At 47.1% G+C, this 20,809-nt stretch carries 12 protein-coding genes; 9 read left to right on the forward strand and 3 right to left on the reverse strand.

Features of this window, described 5'->3' with window-relative positions:
* Positions 1-359 precede the first annotated feature (359 nt).
* The 5 genes from ACFQ0C_RS35155 to ACFQ0C_RS35175 all read left to right on the forward strand — a co-directional run bounded on the left by ACFQ0C_RS35155 (position 360) and on the right by ACFQ0C_RS35175 (position 7,200).
* The gene (locus ACFQ0C_RS35155) at positions 360-2,570 is read left to right on the forward strand and encodes a methyl-accepting chemotaxis protein (protein ID WP_379374014.1); all 2,211 of its coding nucleotides are present in this window, start codon (positions 360-362) and stop codon (positions 2,568-2,570) included.
* 332 nt (positions 2,571-2,902) lie between these two features.
* Positions 2,903-4,360 (forward strand): circularly permuted type 2 ATP-grasp protein, encoded by a 1,458-nt coding sequence (locus ACFQ0C_RS35160; protein ID WP_379374035.1) that lies wholly within the window; start codon positions 2,903-2,905, stop codon positions 4,358-4,360.
* Positions 4,361-4,480: 120 nt separating this feature from the next.
* Positions 4,481-5,440: an alpha-E domain-containing protein gene (locus ACFQ0C_RS35165; protein WP_379374016.1), complete on the forward strand. Its 960-nt coding sequence runs from the start codon at positions 4,481-4,483 to the stop codon at positions 5,438-5,440.
* A complete protein-coding gene (locus tag ACFQ0C_RS35170) occupies positions 5,437-6,300 on the forward strand; it encodes a transglutaminase family protein (RefSeq protein ID WP_258217602.1) in 864 nt (287 codons plus the stop codon). Before ACFQ0C_RS35165 ends, ACFQ0C_RS35170 begins: the two co-directional genes overlap by 4 nt.
* Before the next feature lie 159 nt (positions 6,301-6,459).
* Positions 6,460-7,200 carry a (S)-benzoin forming benzil reductase gene (locus ACFQ0C_RS35175; protein WP_379374019.1) on the forward strand — a complete coding sequence of 247 codons (741 nt, stop codon included), beginning with the start codon at positions 6,460-6,462 and terminating at the stop codon, positions 7,198-7,200.
* Between the two features lie 117 nt (positions 7,201-7,317).
* On the opposite strand, the gene ACFQ0C_RS35180 is transcribed toward ACFQ0C_RS35175, so the two are convergent.
* Positions 7,318-10,233, reverse strand: coding sequence for an ATP-binding protein (locus tag ACFQ0C_RS35180; protein ID WP_379374021.1), 2,916 nt, complete (start codon positions 10,231-10,233; stop codon positions 7,318-7,320).
* A gap of 443 nt (positions 10,234-10,676) precedes the next feature.
* Between ACFQ0C_RS35180 and ACFQ0C_RS35185 the strand changes: the two genes are divergently transcribed.
* Entirely contained in the window at positions 10,677-11,867 is a 1,191-nt protein-coding gene (locus ACFQ0C_RS35185; protein WP_379374023.1) for an EAL domain-containing protein, read from the forward strand.
* 14 nt (positions 11,868-11,881) lie between these two features.
* On the opposite strand, the gene ACFQ0C_RS35190 is transcribed toward ACFQ0C_RS35185, so the two are convergent.
* Entirely contained in the window at positions 11,882-14,884 is a 3,003-nt protein-coding gene (locus ACFQ0C_RS35190) for a DEAD/DEAH box helicase (protein WP_379374025.1), read from the reverse strand.
* Positions 14,872-16,476 (reverse strand): SWIM zinc finger family protein, encoded by a 1,605-nt coding sequence (locus ACFQ0C_RS35195; RefSeq protein ID WP_379374027.1) that lies wholly within the window; start codon positions 16,474-16,476, stop codon positions 14,872-14,874. The genes ACFQ0C_RS35190 and ACFQ0C_RS35195 overlap by 13 nt, the downstream gene beginning before the upstream one ends.
* Positions 16,477-16,635: 159 nt before the next feature.
* Between ACFQ0C_RS35195 and ACFQ0C_RS35200 the strand changes: the two genes are divergently transcribed.
* From ACFQ0C_RS35200 to ACFQ0C_RS35210, 3 genes are all read left to right on the forward strand, one after another.
* Positions 16,636-16,929 carry a hypothetical protein gene (locus tag ACFQ0C_RS35200; RefSeq protein WP_258217609.1) on the forward strand — a complete coding sequence of 98 codons (294 nt, stop codon included), beginning with the start codon at positions 16,636-16,638 and terminating at the stop codon, positions 16,927-16,929.
* Positions 16,930-18,008: 1,079 nt separating this feature from the next.
* Entirely contained in the window at positions 18,009-18,866 is an 858-nt protein-coding gene (locus ACFQ0C_RS35205) for a carbohydrate ABC transporter permease (protein WP_379374029.1), read from the forward strand.
* 49 nt (positions 18,867-18,915) lie between these two features.
* Positions 18,916-20,487: an extracellular solute-binding protein gene (locus ACFQ0C_RS35210; RefSeq protein ID WP_379374031.1), complete on the forward strand. Its 1,572-nt coding sequence runs from the start codon at positions 18,916-18,918 to the stop codon at positions 20,485-20,487.
* Positions 20,488-20,809 lie beyond the last annotated feature (322 nt).

Here is a 20,809-nt window from a genome sequence, read left to right on the forward strand (position 1 = left end):
CTGAGGGGTTCGCTCTTTCGAGTGGCTTTCCGGCGACGGGCCTACTCCTCACACGTGGAGCGGAGCGTACAGCATCGCCCTCCTTATCTTCGGATGAGGAGGGTGATGCTTTTGCGTGCAAAAAAACGATAGTTATTATGTGAAATAAAGAACAAGATCCGAGTCGATCAGGCGATTTTTGCTAAAAAACGAATGAATCATGTGAGGTTATCGTCGAATGAACGCCTTTTTCGTATTATTTAGGAAATTTTATATGAAAATTTGTAAAAAAACGTTGTTTTTATCTCACATCCGCACAAAGTCTGTGTTATAATTGTTCACATTATCGTAACGCAGGACTTAGGTCTGGGGGAGATCGTATGTTTGATTGGTTGGGGTTTAAGAAAGGCTTGCCGTTGTGGTGGTCCTGCCGTTTAAATCGCGGGATGAAGGAGGATGTAGAGGATATTTTTGAAGGTATTGCCAGTACCCGCATGGAGTTATTAAAAAGCTGGACAAACGAATACTGGTCTCATTTGGACAGGCTGTTGGAACAGATGGGTTCGCTGGAAGTGGAGCGGAGTAATTCTCCCGAGCTTTGGAGTGCGGCCGTCGATAAATTGTTTACAGCAGCTGGAAACCGGGCCTCAGATTTTTCTGAAATTTTTTTATTAGATGAAGAAGCTGCTGTAACATTCTCGTCTTACGCGGCTCACATCGGTGTGCGGTATGGGGGAAGAGCTCCCTTTTCCAAGGGATTGGAGTATTCGAATAGCGGGAAAAAATGCTTGTTCGGTCCATTTGCAGATGCATTGACTGAACAAATCGGACCCAGCACATCTGCATTCCACGATAAAATGACTTTGCTCTACATCATTCCTTTGATGAAAGAGGGCAAGCGCGTGGGGGCGTTATGCGGTCGGGTGCCTAATGATGTGATTGGTGATTTGATCCAGCGAGAATCCGGCCATGTATATCCGGACTCTGGGGATAACTATATTTTTATGGCACGGCCGGGCTTGAACTCGCAGATTGCTCCTGGTACAGCATTGTCACGAAGCCGGTTTGAAGACCGCACCTTCACTTTTGGAGAGAATTTGAAGGATGGGGTCACGACGGATTGGGGTACTGTGAGTGTGAAGGAGCATACGGAGCTGGAGCTGATGTTTACTGATCCTGCGACTGGCATGCTGCATCCTGGTGTAGCAAACACGATAGCTAACGGCAGCAATCTGTTCGTAACGTTCCCGGGCTATTCCGATTACCGTCATATTTCTGTAATAGGCAAGGGGGTTACCTTCCAGCTTCCGCATTGTCCTGATGTTTGGGGGATGATGTGCGAAGGAGATTTGGAAGAGGTGTACCGGATTCGCAGCATTCGCTGGAAATTGACGCGGTTGCAGCTTCCGCTGCTGGGTGGTTTTGCCTTGTTGTCGGCAGCTTTGGTCTACTTAATCATGGGTCAAATGTCTCCGTGGATTGTCGCTTGTGTGATTGGGGCATTCAATTTACTTTATGGGCTTTTGATTGCGTGGACTCTTCATAAAAAAGGCTCGCAGCCGGTAGTGGATAATTTGCATAAAATTAATCAGTTCATCCGTATTAATGCCGAGGGCAAGGGTGACTTGACCCAGCGGTTGGAGCATGGACAATTCATGCATGACGAGACCAAGGAGCTTGCCATGTGGATCAACAATATGATCGACTCCTTGGAAGGAATTATGCTGCAGGTTAAACAGGCCGCCTCGGATGTGTTGTCCAGCCAGCATGTTCTCACGGTTTCGACCGTGAATACTGAAGGCTCCACAGAGAGAATGAGTGGGAAAATCCATGACATGATCCGAAGTATCCGCAGACAGCTGAAGGATATTGACGTTGCCAAGGATGTTGTGGGCGATATGCAGGGGACGCTGCGTGTGCTTGAAGACAAGGCGTCCGAGCAAATAGCTGTGGCGCAAAGTGAAGTGGAGCGTATTGGCGATAAAATGAGGCAAATCTCCACCAAAGTGGCGGATACGAATAAGACGATCCTGACCTTTATGGAAACGACGCAAAAAATCAAAAATGTCCTTCAAGTCATAGAAGAAATATCCAGTCAGACCAATCTGCTGTCGCTCAATGCTTCAATTGAGGCAGCTCGTGTCGGGGAGCATGGTAAAGGCTTTGCTGTCGTTGCCGGTGAAATAAGGAAGCTGGCTGACCTTACGCGCAAATCTACCGAAGAAATTAATGATACCGTCCAGCTGATTTATAAAAATGCCAAAGAAGCCTTTCAATCAATGGAAGAAGGTACTCAAGTAGTTGCTGAGGGTACTCAGCTTGTTGCTGCGGCATCGGAAATTTTGAGCGGCGCAAGCGCGGAGGAGTCATTAAAGACGCAAGTGGTTGACGAGGTAGTAGGATTGATGGAGAAAATTGCCGAGGTCAGTATGGAAAATCGCCAAATTTCTACAGAGGTTGAGGGCAAGGTTCAGGAGCTGCTCGCAGACATTGTTAATGTGCGCCATACCTCCAGCCATGTGGAAGCTATTACGGACTTTTTGCAGCAGCTGGTGGATCAGTTCCGCCTGACGGAAACGCGCAGGAGATAGGTGTTACATACGTTTTGGAAATATGCCACCCCATCCATTATGGATTTGGGGTGGTATTTGTGTTTGCGGAATCAAATGTCGACGTGAGGCTATACTGAAATAGGTACTGTTATCAATAACACAAATTATGTAAAAAATAATTGTTAATTATTTGTCATGTATATTGACACAAAAAGCGCTGAGGCATATGATAGTAGGTATAAAGGTTCTGAATATTCGGATTTTGGAGTGTTTTTATTGATTTTGCGTCATATAATATAACATTAAACAGAAAAAGAGGGGAGGGACTGGTTAGGGTGTACGGTTTTTACGCATCCAATACCGAACATCATATGGCGATGATCAACCGTTCCCACAATACTCCATATCCACTGGAGTCATTCTATGATGAAATGTTTATGCAGGACTTGCTGGTGCGCCCTCACTATCAGCAGGCACACAGCTGTTTCTCCAAAATGAAGGGTGAAGAGCTTGCTGCCAAGCAAAAGGCGATGAACCGGCGCATGCTGGAGGAAGGGATTACGTTTACGCTCTATCAGCCTGAGCAATCGCAGCCGCTGGAGAGAACGATTCCCTTCGATATGATACCGAGGGTTATCCCTGGTGATGAGTGGTCCATGCTTGAACGAGGGCTGCTGCAAAGAGTCAAAGCGTTGAATCAATTTCTTCACGACATGTACCATAAACAAAATATGATAGCCGAGGGTCTTATTCCTAGAAAAATGATCGTAGGCAATCGTTACTTCAGGCCGGAGATGATGCATATTGATGTTCCTGGCGGGGTCTACATGGCTACCTCTGGAATTGATCTGATACGTGACGCAGATGGACGTTATTATGTGTTGGAGGATAATCTGCGCTCTCCATCGGGTTTCTCGTATTTATTCAAAGGCAGATCCATTATGAATCAGTTATTCCCAGAGCTAACCTTCTCCAGTTCTATCCGTGACGTGGAGCACAGCTTAAATCATTTTCTTTCATCACTTCGTAGTCTGTCCCCATCTCGAAAGTCCGAGCCGGTCATTGCCTTGCTTACACCTGGTGAATTCAATTCCGCTTATTATGAGCATGCCTTCCTGGCTCAACAGATGGGGATTCATCTGGTTGAGGGACGCGACCTTGTAGCTATAGACCATAAAATTTATATTCGCAACATGAAAGGACTGCAGCAGGTAGATGTGCTGTACAGTCGGATTGATGATGATTTCCTCGACCCGCTAGCCTTCAGGCCTGATTCAATGTTAGGCGTGGCCGGTATTATGAATGCTTACCGTGCGGGCAATATCGCCATAGCTAATGCTCCCGGGACGGGAATAGCGGATGATAAAGCCATATATGCTTATGTTCCGGATATGATTCGCTACTATTTGAATGAAGAGCCTATCTTAAATAATGTGCCAACCTATTTGCTGTCTCGTCCTGATGAGAGGGAGTATGTGCTGGAGAGATTGCACACGATGGTAGTCAAAGAAACTTCGTTATCCGGCGGTTATGGGATGCTTATCGGCCCAGCGGCTACAGAGCAAGAAATCGAGGCCTTCGCTGAACAAATAAGACTCGATCCAGAGCGCTATATTGCCCAACCGACCATGCAGCTGTCGCGTGCGCCTGTCATGCTGGATGGGCGAATGGTACCTCGGCATATCGATTTGAGGGCGTTTGTTCTAATGGGTAATGGCAACACTCATATTATTCCAGGCGGCTTAACCCGAGTGGCGCTGAGGGAAGGCTCGCTGGTCGTAAACTCTTCGCAGGGCGGGGGCTGCAAGGATACTTGGGTGCTTGCGTAGAAGGTGATAGATGCATTAAAGGTACTTGTTTATTAGATGTATGTTTGGGAGATGCTTGTTTTGCGGCAACAGCTGTAGTGCAGGAACACCGCTGGTTCAATAAATGAAGAGGTGATGAGCATGCTCAATCGTAATGCAGAGGCTTTGTTCTGGGTAGGTCGGTATGTGGAGCGGGCAGAAAACCACGCTAGATTGATTGATGTGCATTATCACATTCAGCAGGAAGCTGATTTTCAGCATAAGGAGCATAAGTGGGCCCGGTTGATCGATGCATTGGGTGCCCGTGCTTCGTACGTGCAGCAGTTTGAAGCATTTACTGAAAAAGATGTGCTCTCATTTATAACACTGGATCGGGGCAATGCCAACTCCTTGTTTTCCTGCGTCAGTCAAGCGAGGAATAACCTGCGGACGCTTCGGGAGAAGCTGCCGAGCGAGCTTTGGGATACGCTGAACGCGTTCTATCTGTGGCTTGGAGAAAAGCAGGTGGATGATATCATTAAGGAATCGCCCAATGCTTTCTACAGACAGATTAAAGAACGGATGGCCATGTTCCAGGGGGTGGAGCATTCCGTAATGCTGAGGCAGAACGAATGGCATTTCATTGAAAGCGGCAGGTTTCTCGAAAGGGCTGAGAATACAGTCCGAATCCTCCAATCCGTAGCGGGAACGCTGTTGGAGGGGCGAGATATCCCTACCCCTTACCCGAATATGCTGGCTGTATTGAAATCGGTAAGCGGATATCAATCCTTCCGGCGTTTTTATGGGGATGGGATGCAGGTGGAGCACATAATGGAGTTCATGATAAGAAGTGAGAGCTTTCCTCGATCGATTCAGTTCTCCTTTACCGAATTGGAGAAGCATTTGAAGGGAATTGAGTTGAAAACTCAGGACTATCATGTTCCTCATGAGAAAGCAATTCGGCAAGCTGGGAAAGTAAAAGCAGAGATGGCATGTCTTGAGCCTGATGAATTCCGGGCTCAGCAAGTGGCGACGCTTCTGGAGCATTTAACGGCTTCATGTCAAAAGCTTGGCAAGACGATGGCTACCGCCTTCTTTCAATTCGAGGAGGCCACTGCATGAAAATCGAGATCAACCATGTGACCCGCTATACGTACGCGGAATCGGTTGCGGACAGTGTCAATGAACTCCGGTTGACACCTCGGACCAATTACCGTCAATCCTGCTACCATCACGAGGTATGGATTGAACCGGTTGCTTCTTTATTCACCTATGAGGATTATTTCGGCAATAGGGTGCATTCCTTCTCGGTTAGCAAGCCGCATCGTGAGCTGGTAATTAAGACGAAAGCGACGGTGGTCACTCAGGATCAAAACTGGGATTTGCTGAAAAGGGTGCCGCTGGAGGAGCAGCGGGAGCTGCTGCAAAGCGAAAGGCTGCAAAACCGTTATATTGAATATTTATTGCCGACGGCATATACCGAGGTGACTAAAGAGCTGTCTGCTTATGCGGCGGGGTTTGAAGTGGGGCCGGATGGATACTATGATTGGGCGAAGCAAATTACCGAAGGTATTCACCGTGATTTCACTTATGACCCCTATGCTACGCACGTACATTCGAAGGTTAGCGACACGCTGCGATTGAAGCGGGGTGTGTGCCAAGATTATGCGCATCTTATGATAGCTGCATGCCGCAGTATCGGACTGCCGGCCAGATATGTGAGCGGCTACCACTTTGTTGGCGATTTACAAGGAGGGAGTGCTGATTTCGAGCAGGCTTCCCACGCATGGGTCGAAGTGCACGTGCCTGGCACAGGTTGGCTCGGATTTGACCCTACGAACAACTCGGAAGTAGGTTGGCGCTATGTGAAGCTGGGTCACGGGCGTGACTACAAGGACATAGTCCCGGTGAAAGGTGTTTACCGCGGTACTGCGCGCCAGACTTTAGATGTCACGGTGGATGTAAGAAGGCTGGAAGGATGAATATCAAGCTAAAATAAGAGCGGGTTTGTTCAAGGATCGATGAACAAACCCGTTCTATTTGTGTATTTTTGTAAAGATCGTTGTTGATACATTCCATATTTTGGTTTATATTTGGTATTAGATACTAGTATCAAGTACTAAAAAAGGAGTTGTTTCGCTATGAAATATTTTATTATTACCGGTACTTCTCGTGGGCTTGGACAAGCGATTGCTAATAAACTGGTAAATCCAGATCATCACTTATTTTGCATTTCAAGAAAGAGAAATGATGATTTAATTTCCAGAAGTATGCACGGGAATATCGATTATTATGAATTTGATTTAAATGAAGCCAATCAAATCGAAGAATTAATGCAGGCCATTTTCAGTAAGATCGATCCTTCGAGGGCAGAAGCTTTTTATCTTATCAATAATGCAGCAGTTATTTCGCCTTTATCCAGTATCGAACGAACGGAGAGCCGAGAGCTGGCTAGAAACCTGAATGTGAATTTGCTTGCTCCGATGATTCTTACCTCGTTATTTATTCGCTTAACCCAGCCTCTCCATATTGAAAAAAGGATCTTAAACGTATCCTCCATGTCTGTAAAAAATCATCTTTCCGGGATGAGTGCTTATTCCGCAGCTAAAGCCGGGTTAGATGTCTTTTCAAAATGTGCAGGACTTGAGCAAGGAGAAGGTGCATCTGCCGTCAAAGTAGTCTCCGTCTGGCCGGGGATAATAGATACGTCGCTACAGGAAGAGGCAAGAAACGCAGATAAAAGCACTTTCGCATCCGCTGGGATTTTTGCTAAAGTACATGAACGGGGTATGCTTGCATCGCCGGAAGCGACGGCCGAAAAGCTAGTTGAATTTCTTTTGGGAGAGTCGTTTGTTCAAGGCGCGGTTATTGAAGAACTGTAGAACGTTCATCTGTTAGATTGTCAGTGCTTAAACTATGGTATGTGTGAACAAAAAGCCCGATGCTCCTGAGACAGGATGCTTCGGGCTTTGCGCTGAGTTAATCATTTTTGGTTGACTTTACGTATCTTTATTGTGTTTATGGGAAAGCTCGACTTGGATAGTATCTTGATCTCTAGTGATCTCGTTAATGTGGATACCGTTCTTTTCCAAGGAGTTTTTAATGTGCTCCTCGTCTTGTGCCGGGAAAATGTAAGCTGTAGGATTCGCTTTATTATTAATGAGCTGTTCTGCAACCTCCAGCAGCTTTTCCATCGAAAAAGGCTTGCGTAGGAACTTCTCGAAGTCCTTCTCATGATAGTTCATTGGTGGCTCCAAAGCTGTGGAAACAATGACAGGAGTACGGAAATAGTCAGGATGCTTGTATAGCTCGGATATAAAGTCCCATCCGGTTTTGGTCCCTTCGAGATGGATATCTACGATACAAAGCTGTGGCCCCAGGCTGCGAATTTGATTGATTGCAATAATTCCTTCCTCCGCTGAACGCAAATGTACGGTACGGACGTTAAGCCGGGTTAGACCTACCTGGATTAATTTCGCCAGGTTGTCGTCGTCTTCAAGGATGATTATGCTGTCCTCGGCGCTCGGCACCTTGTGAGATTTCAGCTCCACGGTGAAGGTGGTGCCTTTGCCCATCTCGGATATGAATGTAATGGAGCCTTGATGGGCATCCACGATTTCTTTTACAATGGCTAATCCCAAGCCTGTGCCTCCTATTTGGCGGCGGTCGGAATTATCAACCCTGTAAAATTTGGAGAACAGCTTATCCTTTGCCTCATCGGGAATTCCGAGTCCGTAGTCAGTGATAAGAAGCTTGATCTGCTCGCCGTTCTGTTCAATCCTTACATCAACCTTGTTAGCTTGAGGTGAATATTTGATGGCGTTGCTAAGCAGGTTATGAATAATTTGTTTGAAACGGTCAGAATCGGCGCGTATCCATACTTCGTTCTCAGGAACATGCAGCTCGAGCTGATGGCTCTGTTTACCTCTCCATTGGTAAGAGGCTTCCTCAAGAAGGCTCACTAGATCAACCGGTGCAAAGTGATATACTTGCTTGCCGGATTCCATTCGCTGCAAATCCAGAAAATCGTTAATTAGGGTGGAGAGACGGTTAGCTTCTTTATAAATAGTTTCCATATATTTCTGCTGCTTCTCAGGTGAGAGCTGGCGGTGCAATAAGATCTCAATAAAGCCCAGTACGCTTGCTAATGGAGTCCGTAGTTCATGGGAAACGATGCTGACGAATTCGTTCTTCATTTCATCAACCTTTTCCTCTTCTGTCCGATCCCGGAATACGAATAAATAGCCCACTTGATTTTCTTTATCGCCAACCTTGGTTGCGTAAAGCTCTACATGACGCTGTTGATTGTCTTGATCCGTATAAACGAAACGCTCAGTAAGCTTATCGAGGGATCCGTTCAAAAGACCTTCGATGGACAAATAGATGGGCATAAACGAAGGATTGGTCTGATTAATAAAGACGCTCAGTTCATTCCAATTCTGGTCAATATGCTGGTTTAGTGATATATAGTCACTCATCCGGTGATTAACAAACAACAGTGTGCCTTTTGAATCGCAGAACATCATGCCTTCATGTGTTGATTCCAAAATGTTATTGATCAAGTCGCGTTGATTGCCTATTAAATCCTTCTCATGAATCAATTGATCGTTCAATTGCTCCAGACGGATCGATTGTCTATGCCGTTCCTCGTTCATTAGCTGTGCAAGGAAAGCAAGTCCGAATTGCCGTACCAGACCTTTGGCAATACGGCCTCTTTGTTCGCTTCGTGTAGTTAAATAGCTGGTTAAAAGCAGAAAACCGATTACTGCATTATTGTCATCAAACACAGGGTAGTATTGATCCAAAGCGTGGCTCATCGATTGGTGTATGCCCAGCTCCAGAGGGGATAGATCCCGCCTGCATTCGATCGGAATTTTTTCCGTGAGGACTCGAAGCGCCGGACCGAATAATACCGTCTTGATCTTGCGCGGCAGCTGCTGCGGGTAGCCGGTAGAATATAATATGGTATAGGAATCCGAAGCTTCCTCCCCCTGTATGTCAGTCGAATCGTCGTCCTTGGTTGATTTCATGACAAGTAAGGCTGCGTCCATCTTGAGTGAATCGAGCAAAGCGGGAATGGAGGATTCCAAAAACAGTGACATTTCCAAAGAGCCTGTTAGCTTTTCCTGATACGTGCTAATGGTTTCGAGCTCTTGCTCTCTTTGAGACAGCTTCTCAAGAGTCTGCTCCTGCTCCTCCTGCTGAGCGATGATTTCTTCATTCTGGGACTCCAGGCTCTCCGCCATATAACGATAGGTTTCCTCGCTTTTGCGGAGAGCGGCTTCCGCTCGGTTGGCCCGGCTGAATATAACCGCCGACATCAAGCCGATTATGAGGGCCAAGCCGCCGCCGACCGTAATGATGACCCTCGCCGTGCGTCCTGCTTGGTTGGCGTCTTTGTAAGCGGAATCGGCAATCGTATCAATTTCGGTTATGACCTTGATATGGAGCTGGCGGAACCGATCCATCATTGTCTTCCCGTTCGTAATACGTGTGCGGGCATCCTCAATATTGCCGTTCTGCACCAAGAGGATTTGTGAGCTGTAGTAATCCTGCAGACGCTTAATTTGCGGGAGCATATCGCCTTCCATCAAGCTTTTTAGGCTGGGGTATTTCTTTTGGTATTCGGCCATTAAATCAAGATCGGGAATCAGCTTCTGCTTGCCAAGCTCATAAGCCTCCAAGTATCTATCGTCACCTGACACAATATAACCGCGCAAGCCGGTCTCTTGGTTGATGATATCCTCCAAAATATTACCAGCCACTCCTGATAGAGGGATAACCTCGGTTACAACGCTATTCAGTTCATTTTCCATATTAGTAGAAGCGATGTAACTGGATATGCTTACAAAAGCAAGCAAGGAAATAATAATGATAACGTACAGCAAGGATACATTGTAGCGTGTTATTTTCATATAAAGACCGCCTTGTTTTTAAGAGAATGTACGGAATTTTAACCTAACTATTTTTAACCATAATAAATTCGACAAGACCACAACATTAAATTCGACAAACCGACAATATATTCCTGTATAAAACTTGTTGGAATTCATATATTTTTGAGAAAATACTTCCATTATTCGCTAATTTACGACAGGACTTTATTTATTTCGGCATTACACTGTCTAAAAATAAGGGTTATTTTCAAAAATGGGGACGGAATGTTGGCATTGAAGTGAAAACGAGGGAGGTGGAAGTAAATGTGAGGCTTGTGGACATGAGAAATGTTGAAAAACGTAAAATATGCTGCAAGAAATGTTTGCCAGTTCAGTCATTCTCGCTTACAATAGCAGTGAGGACTAATAAATGTTAGGTATGGTAACACCAAACTAACGCATCCAGGCAGCAGGAGGCGAAGATGTTGCAGAGGAATCCAATACCGCTGGAAAAGGAACTGAAGCCTTTTTTTCAGCCCATATTATCGCTTCAAAACCAGAAAATAATCGGCTATGAGGCTTTGGGTAGAATAGTGCAGGAAGGACGGGTTCACAGCCTTGGGCCTTTCTTTCATGATTCGACTATAAGTGATGAGCATCATTTGCAAGTGGACCGATTGTTGCGAGAGAAGGCGATCTCGACCATTGCCCAATCTGACGATAATGCTGCTATGCTCTTTTTAAATTTAAAGCCGTCCTGGATTTACAGGAAATACAAGGAAACCGGAGTGTTGCCTACGTTGCAGTTTGTCGAAAAGCATGGTTTGGAGCCATCGAGGGTTGTCATTGAGATAACGGAAGAGGAGTTCCATGGGCGCTTGGATGAGTTGTCGAAAATTGTAGAAGTTTATCGGCAGCAGGGCTGCTTGATTGCGATTGACGATATAGGCAGCGGATACAGCAATTATGATCGGATAGCGTCGATTAAACCTAATATTTTGAAAATTGATTTGAAGCTGTTGAAAAAAAGCAAAAATCATGAGGGATATAATGCATTATTGAATTCATTCTCCATTTTGTCGTCACAGATGGGGTCTTCGCTGTTGATAGAAGGTGTGGAAACGAAGCAGGATTTGTATCATTCATTAAAGGCGGGGGCAAGGTACGTCCAAGGTTTTCTGTTCTCGGAGGCCAGGGAAGATTTTCAATCGGAACGGAACTATGAGCTGCTATTAAAAGAAGAGATACGGATCTATACGGAACAAGAAATTACCCGTTATCGGGCTTTGTTCTCTGTACAAGAAAGTCTGAATGATTTAATCTCATCCGAAACACATATTTCCTCGGCCCGGGATGCTGATGCGATGATAGGAAACTTACTCGGTACTGTAGCTGACAATGTAATGAGGATCTACATATGCCGTGAGGACGGTTGTCAGGTTTCCTCTAATTTCATGCGTGACATGGAGGAAGGATGGAAGCAGGACGCCCAGTTTCAAGGATCGAATTGGATATGGCGCCCTTACTTTATTCCTAATATGATGCGAATGAATAATCAGCGTCAAGGAATGCTCTCCCAAGTGTATACGGACCTCGACACAGCCCAGCCTATGCAAACTTACTCTTGTCCGGTTGGTGACACGCATTATATTTTTCTGGACTTGAGCGTTTGATCCGGACTATCAATCTAACCTTCAATCCACTCGCTGCGCAATGAGAATAGCTCCTTCAAATCATCTGTGGACATTTCGGTAATCCACTGCTCTCCGTTACCTACGATTTGTTGGCTTAAACCCTGCTTCTTCTCGATCATTTCGTCGATTCTCTCCTCAAGTGTCCCCAACGTTACAAATTTATGCACCTGAACATGCCGGGTTTGGCCGATTCGAAAAGCCCGGTCGGTTGCCTGGTTCTCCACTGCAGGATTCCACCAACGGTCAAAGTGAAACACGTGGTTGGCAGCGGTCAAGTTCAGCCCTGTGCCTCCCGCTTTCAGGGATAGAAGGAAGATGCTCGGCTGCTGTCCTTCCGGAAGTAGGGTATCGCCTTGGAACTCGCTGATCATGCGATCCCTGCCGGCCTTCGGAGTTCCACCGTGCAGGAACAGAACGGGCGTTTCCAGCTCCTGCTCCAGAATGCGCTGCAGCAAATGCCCTGTTTCCACGAACTGTGTAAAAATAAGGCATTTATCCCCTTCTTGACGAAGCTCCTGAACCATTTCCAACAGCCGCTCCACTTTGTTGGAGCGCTGCTGCCAAGGGGAACCGGCTGGTTCCTTGAGCATGAGCGACGGGTGATTGCATATTTGCTTGAGCTTCGTCAAAGCCGCAAGAATTAAGCCTCTCCGTTCCATTGCGCTCAGACGATCCAATCTATCGAACATATCCTTAATATAGTTTTCATATAGAATACCTTGCTCGGCTGTGAGTGAAACGAATGTTTTGTTCTCGTATTTCTCCGGCAAATCCAATTGGATGGCGGGGTCTTTCTTGACACGGCGAAGCAGGAAGGGGCGAATTAATCGCTGGACCTTCGTGACTAGCTCCGGATCATTGGATTTCTCAATAGCCGTTACATAGCGGTGCGTGAACTCGCGCAGTGTGCCCAAGTAACCGGGATTTAAGAAATCAAAGATAGACCATAGCTCGGTGAGCCGGTTCTCAATGGGAGTTCCGGTCATGGCGATTCGATGCTGCCCTTTCAAGCTGCGGATCGATGTGGCTTGCTTGGTGTAGGCGTTCTTAATGTTTTGGGCTTCATCGAGACAGATGGAGCTCCATTCAACCTGGGCCAGCTCTATTTCGTCCAAATGCGACAAGGTATAGGTAGTCAGGATGAGATCATAGCCCAGGCAGGTTTCCTTAAAGGCTTCGCCTTTGGCGCGATTCGGTCCATAATGCAGATGAACCTTCAGCTCCGGGGCGAACCGCTGCAGCTCCTTCTGCCAATTGCCGAGCACCGAGGTAGGGCAGATCAGTAGGGAAGGAATGCGTTCGGCGGCTTCTTCCCCTTCTTCGGCAGCCATCTGCTCGCGCATATGCAGCAGATAGGTGATCATTTGAATCGTTTTGCCAAGACCCATGTCGTCGGCAAGACAGCCGCCAAGACCGGCGCTGCGTAGAAACAGCAGCCAGGATATACCCTCCAGCTGATAAGGGCGCAATGTCCCGCGGAAGGATGCGGGAGGATCAATCAGCGGCGGTCGCTTAGCATGGTTGAGCAGCTCAACCATTTCCTGCAGCTGTTCATTCAACTCAACCTCCATTTGGAGGGAGCGTTGGAAACCAAACTCCTCCTCTCCTTCGGAGGAGCCGAGCAGGTGAAGCTCTAATACATCGCGGAACGAAAGCCCCTGCTTCTTCTGCACCTGCTTCATAACTTGCTCGAGCTGCTGCAGCTGTGCAGGATCAAGCTGAATCCATTGGCCGCGAATTTGTACGAGCTTCCGCTTTTCTTCAAGCAGCGTACGGAATTCTTCTTCAGTCAGCTCGATATCTCCGAGCGCGATCTTCCAATCAAACTGCATCAGCTGCTGCAGACCAAACATCGCCTGCGGTCCGGAGCCGACCGATGATTTGATCTTCGCCTTGAGCCGGGGCTTCCAACGGCGAATCCGCTCCCACCAGGCGGGCAGGAAGACGGAGTAGCCCGCCTCCATCAAGCGCAGGCTGCCCTGCGTGAGCAGCTGCCAAGCTTCATCCTGCGTCAGCTCGCTGCGCAGGGCCGGGTTGTCCTCGCCCTGCTGCAGCGAGGGCTGGATGCGCCGCCACTTGGCGAGGTCCTTCGCCGCGCGGTGCAGATGCGGCTGCCAAGCGGCAGGCAGCTCGGCGAGCGCAGAGTTGGCTGAGCGCAAGGGCGCGCTGCTGTGCTCGCCAACGGGCGCTGCTTCGTTGACCGATGATGCAGCAGCGCCATCGGCGGCCTCTGCCGCTGCATCAGCCTGCGCTGCGGTTTCGAGCACTGCTGCGTCGACCTCGCGCAGCACATCCTTGTTCGCGCGATCCTGCAGGATCACGCGCAGTGGCCAGCTGCCGCGGCCTTGCGGCGGCTCGCTCAGCTGCAGGCACGTCCTGAACGGCGTGCCGTCCGTTTGCCAGCCAATGGAGACGAGCCAATCTTCCTCGTCCATCCATAAATCGGCCGGGAGCTTGCCGCGCTGAAGCAATGGATACGTCTGCTCCAGCTGGCGTATGCTTTGGCGCAGCACGCCATCCTCCTCGCCCCACTCGGGGATGAGCCGATCCATCCACTGCTGCGCCAGTGGTGACAAGCCTTCCGCTGCCACGCTGTCCGGCAGCGCCAGCTTCCAGCCTAGCTCGCCCGCCTTCCACTTCGTGAAGTCGGGCATGCAGCGGCCCTGCACCAGCGCCTCCTTCACATGCGGCGCCAAGTGAAGGAGCTCCTGCAGCTCACGGCTCCAGTCCAGCTTCAAATGCTGGACTGCGCTTGGGTTGCAGAAGTAGTCCAGCGCCTCTAATGCCGGCAGCTGTAGTCCTTCAACGTTCATCGACTCCGTGACCTCTATGAACGTCCCGTAAAAAGACTGCTGATGCCAAGCAAACAGCAGGTTCTTCAAATCATAGGCGTCACTGATGCCGCCGTTATGCCGGACGCCCCACAAGAAAAAGCAGCCGGGGGCGATCCATCGGGTGTTAATGGTTATCGCAGTCGTATCACTCATGGAATCCATTTCCCTTTCCGAAGCTCTTCTTGCAGTGCACGTAAGCGGGAATACCGATTCGCCAGGCGGTAGATATACTCTTCCCAGGTGTTCAGTTTCTCCAGTTTTTTATAGTAAGCATGCAGCTTTTTCAGCAGCTTGACGGCCATTTTGTAAGAGTTGCGGTTTTTCTCCGCAATGCATCGTTCTACGGCTTGGTGGTACAGCGGCAGCAGTAGGGAGGGATCGTTCGCCTCCACATTTTTTAAATCCAGCGCATATAAATTAAGTGGAGAAACACGGTTTGCCAGCTGCAAATCAACCCAAGCCTTAAACCGGTTCGCTTTTAGCAAATAGGCTGTATAGAAATAGTAGGTCCGCGGCAGAAGGGCGATCATGACATCGACCCATTCGCCGTCATCAGGCTGGCGGCTGACAGCCTCCATCCAATAGGTACAAAAAATCCGCAGCTCTTCTTGTTGGGCACGTTGTACAGAGGGAAGCAGCCATCTAAGCCATGCCAGCATGCGATCCCACTCCTGCCCATCGTAAAAACGATGCAGGTAGATGAAAAAGTCGCGCGCTTCCCGTTTGGCAAGCTGCTCGAGAAGCGCTCGCGCTTTTGCATCCTTGCCGTCCATGATATCGAAGTGCGCCAGTGCGATTATAACGGCTTCACGTCTGCGCGGCATGACATTTGACTTCGATGCTATAAGCTGAAGCCGCTTGCGTTCGCGCTCCAGACGTTCCGGCCAGCTTTCCAGACGCCACCAAATGCTCCGATAGGCGAGCAGCCAATCCATGGGCGAGTCCTTGCCGGTTAACGCGGCTTCGCCGATCATCGTCATAGTGTCATCCACAGCAGCTTCGTATTTTTTCAGGAGCGCAGTAAAATCCAAGGCTGGCAGTATACTCTCAAGCTGCTCTATACATTGCTTGGCGACGGTTTTGCTGCCTGTTTCAATGTAATAAGACAAATAGGAGGACTTGGTGTCCGCATAAAACTGCTCTATTTTTCGCATAACGAATAGAACCACATGCAGCTCGTAGAGACGACGCAAAGATTCCTCCCAATCCGCGGCAAGCGGAGTCAGCGAGTCCTTGGCTGCGTTGTAAAACAGCTCAATCGAGTGCTGCTGTGAAAGGGAGTAGCCGTAAAATTGCTGATCAAAGAAACGCTGCCAAACCGTTGGCAGTTGATTTGCCTGCAGTGCCTCCAACCGTTCCTGTTTCTTCTCGGCTTTGGATATCGATGAAGAAGTACGGGTTTGCTGCTGGCGGCTTTTTACTAAAATGGCTTGCTTTAACTGCTGTAGAAGCAGTTCCGGCCGTGCATAGGATGCATACAATGTGAATATAACAGCAGCCATGTGTCTGCAATTGGATGAATAGGAGCAGGTGCAGCTGCTTTTCGCAAAATTGTCCATATCCAGAATGACTTCGTATTTCTCTTTGCCGTGTACGGAGGCGGAGATTTCCACTCCATGTAATAGCTCTATGTGTTTCACACGGGCTTTGTGGTAAAATTCCCATCCGCGTTCCAGTATCGGCAACTCAAAGTCATGCTGCATCCGTTCGATTAAAAAATTTATTCGGTTTTTCGGGATTTGCAGCTTCAGCATGAGAATCGTTCCGCCTCCGAACTCGTTGTCTATCCTTATAGTGTAACAGATTTTGGATTTAAATGCTTCCTCCTCTGCCCGGTTGCATGTAATGGTTTTTTCAGGTTAAAATGCTTAGTAAGCATTTCCAATCCATTTCCATTCGAAAGGACTGATGTTGTGGGAATTAAATTTGGTCGGGAGTATCCTGACATTATTAACGATTTTACCGAAGCTTTATACAGTATGGATGAATGTTATTCCTTTTTGGAGATGACATCAGAGGAATGGAATGAATTGGAGCCTGAGGAACAGCAGGAATGTATTAAAACGTTGGCTGACGACATATTCTATGGACTTGGCAGCGATCCGAAAATGATTGTTGGCAAATGTACCATCAGCCACGACAAGGATAAGCATGTCATTGTGATTTATCATGGCGAGAAGCTGATTAGTGTGATTTACTTGGTGTAAAACGTGAAGAAGAATGCCCGACTTAATCAAAAACGCCCCTTGGATGGGCGTTTTTTTTGATAATATTAGAAAGTTTAAGTTTGAACCGGAGGTTCACCTTTCTAATATTGCAAGAAAAGCTACCGCTAAGACACGAATGTATCTTCATCGAGAGGGCTTCGAATAGAAGCTTTTCTTATGATACCAGACTATATACGTTTTCAGCGAAGCTTAACAAGTCTGATATTGCAAGGAAAGTCACCTCTAATACACGAATATTTCTGGTGAATAAGGATAATGCTTTGATGAATATATGGTGCGGATTATTTTTCCGTGGTGAGATTATTTTATGTTCTTATAGTCATAGTTAGTCTTTTGGCCACTATCCCCTTTGCTCAGTAAGCCAGTTTCAAATAGATAGAGTCAGCAAGTGAAGGTGAGGCATCAAACTGTTCGGGTTAACTTGAGACACTAAAAAACGCAGCTCACACTCGTGCAAAGTTATATTGAATGTTTGATTGAGGTTCATTTGGAACTTTTGCGGGTGCGGTAAAATTAAAGGGATTTCGTACTGAATGAAGGGGATAGTGGTTAAAAGGGCTTTTGTACTGAATGAAGGGGATAGTGGTTAAAAGGGCTTTTGTACTGAATGAAGGGGATAGTGGCTAAAAGGAATTTCGTGCTGAGTAAAGGGGATAGCGGTTAAAAGGGATTTCGTGCTGAGAGAAGGGGGAGTGGTTAAAAGGAATTTCGTGCTGAGAGAAGGGGATAGTGGCTAAAGGGCTTGTGTACTTAATGAAGGGGATAGTGGTTAAAAGGGATTTCGTGCTGAGTGGAGGGGATAGTGGGCAAAAGGGCTAGCAAACTGAATGAAGGGGATAGTGAATATAGGCACGTCCATCATAATCAATAAAACAACAGCGAGCGAGTCTCCGCCACAAAACGTGTATGAAATCAAACATCATGTATCATTTCCCTCCAAATTTAGTTAAAAGCAAGGATGTAAACATAAATACAAATAGTGACTCTGGTACAGTTCATTCTATGTATGCCAAAATGATAGCGTATTCATTTGTCTCAGGCGTAGGAGGTGAAGTTAGTTGAGGATAGCAAGAGGCGGAATATTTGATGTTTTTAACCTGGTATTTCTGACTTTCGTAGCATTAATCATGTTGTATCCATTGTGGCATGAGTTAGCTTTGTCGTTAAGCTCTATGGAAGAAGCAATGAGAGGGGGGGCCTTTTTCTGGCCGAGATCATTTACGCTGGATGCCTACAGAATGGTGCTTGGCAACGACTATATATGGGTGGCGTATGGTAACAGCATATTCATCATGGTTGTAGGGACTATAGTCGGCGTTTTATTAACGGCCATGATGTCCTACCCGTTGACCAAGGAAGAAATGCCGATACAGAAATGGATCCTGGTACTTGTTCTATTTACAATGCTGTTTAGCGGGGGAATGATACCAACCTACATCTTAGTGAAGGAATTGGGCCTGATTAATTCGTTGTGGTCTTTAATATTGCCTACAGCTATATCGGCTTTCAACATTATTATCATCATGAGCTTCCTTCGTACGCTTCCCGTGGAGCTGGAGGATTCGGCGATGATTGACGGGGCTAATCCGGTTCGTATTTTTTTCTCTATTGTGCTACCGCTTTCCAAGCCAGTTCTGGCTACAGTCTCGCTATGGGAGGCCGTAAACCTATGGAATAATTATTTGCAGGCGCTCATTTATTTGACGGATAAAAGCAAATACACACTGCCGCTCATGTTAAGGGATGTTATCAATGGGCAGGTGACGGCGCGAATGACTGGAGAGCTGACGGGCTCGTCTGTTGACTCGGTAGTCGCGGCAACGATTATCGTGGCTCTTATCCCCATCCTGTGTATATACCCTTTTTTGCAAAAACATTTTGTGAAGGGCGCTATGCTAGGTTCTGTTAAAAGCTAAATGCTTATAGAAGTTTTTTTCTTTCGAAAAACGATAAGGAGGAATAATCATGAAGAGCAGGTTATGGATAAGCTCGCTTGCATTCATCTTTACAGCATCATTAGTGGCTTGTTCGGCAAACAATGGGGGCGGTCAGCAGACACCCAAGCCAGGCGATACCGCGGCAAAGGATAATAAGGAGAACAAGGAGCCAGCCGTTGCGCAAAAGCAAACCTATAAGATATTCCGAAATTTCGGTGCTCCTGAATATCCAGCCGATGGCGGCCGCGGTAAGAAGGAAGTACTGGCTGCTCTAGATAAGGCAGGGCTCAAAAATATCGATTTCAATGTAACTTTAGCCAGCGGAACGGAATACTACACCAAATTAAATTTGTTCGCTTCGTCTGGAGAGCTACCTGATTTCTTCAATGTAGATATTCCGTCCTTAACACGGTTCGCAGATGAAGGCTTGATTATACCGTTGGATGATTTGATCAAGAACTCCCCCAACATTCAGAAGCTGATTAAACAATCCGATCTGGAGGCGCTGAAGTATAAAGGCAAGGTGTATGGTCTTCCTGTGGGCTACCGGCCGGAGCCGTTTAATGGTCCGGATACTAACGGATTTACTGTACGTCAAGATTGGTTGGATCAGCTTGGTTTAAAGCAGCCGAAGACATTGGATGAGTTCTACAAGGTTCTGCAAGCATTTACGAATAACGATCCGGATAAAAACGGCAAGAAGGACACCTACGGATTAAGCGCAGCTAAGCCGGCTAATCCTCAATTGACCCCTTTCTCGGCTATTTTCGGCGCGTACGGTATCATCCCGGCTTTTTGGCATGAAAGAGACGGTCAGCTCAAGCAAGGAATGGTACTTCCAGAAGCGAAGGAAGTGTTGGCCCTTCTACAGAAATGGTTCAAAGAGGGCTTGATTGACCCGGAATTCGTTATTATGGAGACCAAGCAGCTGGAAGAAAAGGCTATTGGCTCTAAGGTTGGTATTTTTGAAGGGAATGCATTTAACGTTGATCCTAAGCAGCCTATTAATTTATCGATGAAGAAGGCAGTGCCAACCAGCAACTTACAGATCTTGGCACCCCCTATTGGACCCAACGGCAAGCAAGGATGGCCTGAAAATGCACCGGCCTACAATGATATAAGAGCTATTTCCGCTAAAACCAAAAATCCCGAGCAGCTGATGAAATTGATCGATTGGTCGGCTACCGAGGAAGGATTTCCTCTTGTTACCTATGGGGTGGACAAAGAACACTACACCTTTGATAAGGCCAAGAACCGCGTCGAGATGAAGGTTCCCTCTTACTCGGAGTTGTATGCGCAAGGATTCTCCAATCCGATTCGATTTATTCAAGTGGTTGACCGCCGTTGGATGACGGAAGAGGCTTTGGGCGCGATGGAGACAACGAATAAGTACACGGTTAAGAACCAATTCTGGAAAACGACTCAGGCTATGCTGGACTACCCGGATTTACCTAAGCTGTGGTCCGAGTATTACTCTAAAATTGTCACAGGTACGTGGTCAGTAGATAAGTGGGATGAGTTCGTAACCAAATACTATAGTCAGGGTGGAAAAGCCATTGAACAGCAGGTAAATGAAGAATGGAAGAAGAAGGGCAAGTAAGCTGACGGTCTAACGGTCAACTTCCCTTACCCTAAAAGAGAAGAAGGAATATTCCCTTAGGCATAGAACATAGAAGATATTAAAGCGCTTTCATGTTCTGGACGCCGTTTAGCACGGGTGAGGGGGGTTGCAGGTGGATCGCAAGCGTCGAACATCGTATTTCTGGAAAATATTTTTATCATATTCGGTGATGATCATGGTTCCTGTCATCATTATCAGCGTACTATGTCAATAAGCTTTAAACTGACTTTTGAGTAACTCAAACACACCTAACCTTAAAAATTTTTAAAAATTAGTTAGCAACTGACGAAGAGTAGTGGAC

This window comes from Paenibacillus sp. GCM10027630 (genome assembly GCF_042676305.1).
Lineage (GTDB): Bacteria > Bacillota > Bacilli > Paenibacillales > NBRC-103111 > Paenibacillus_S.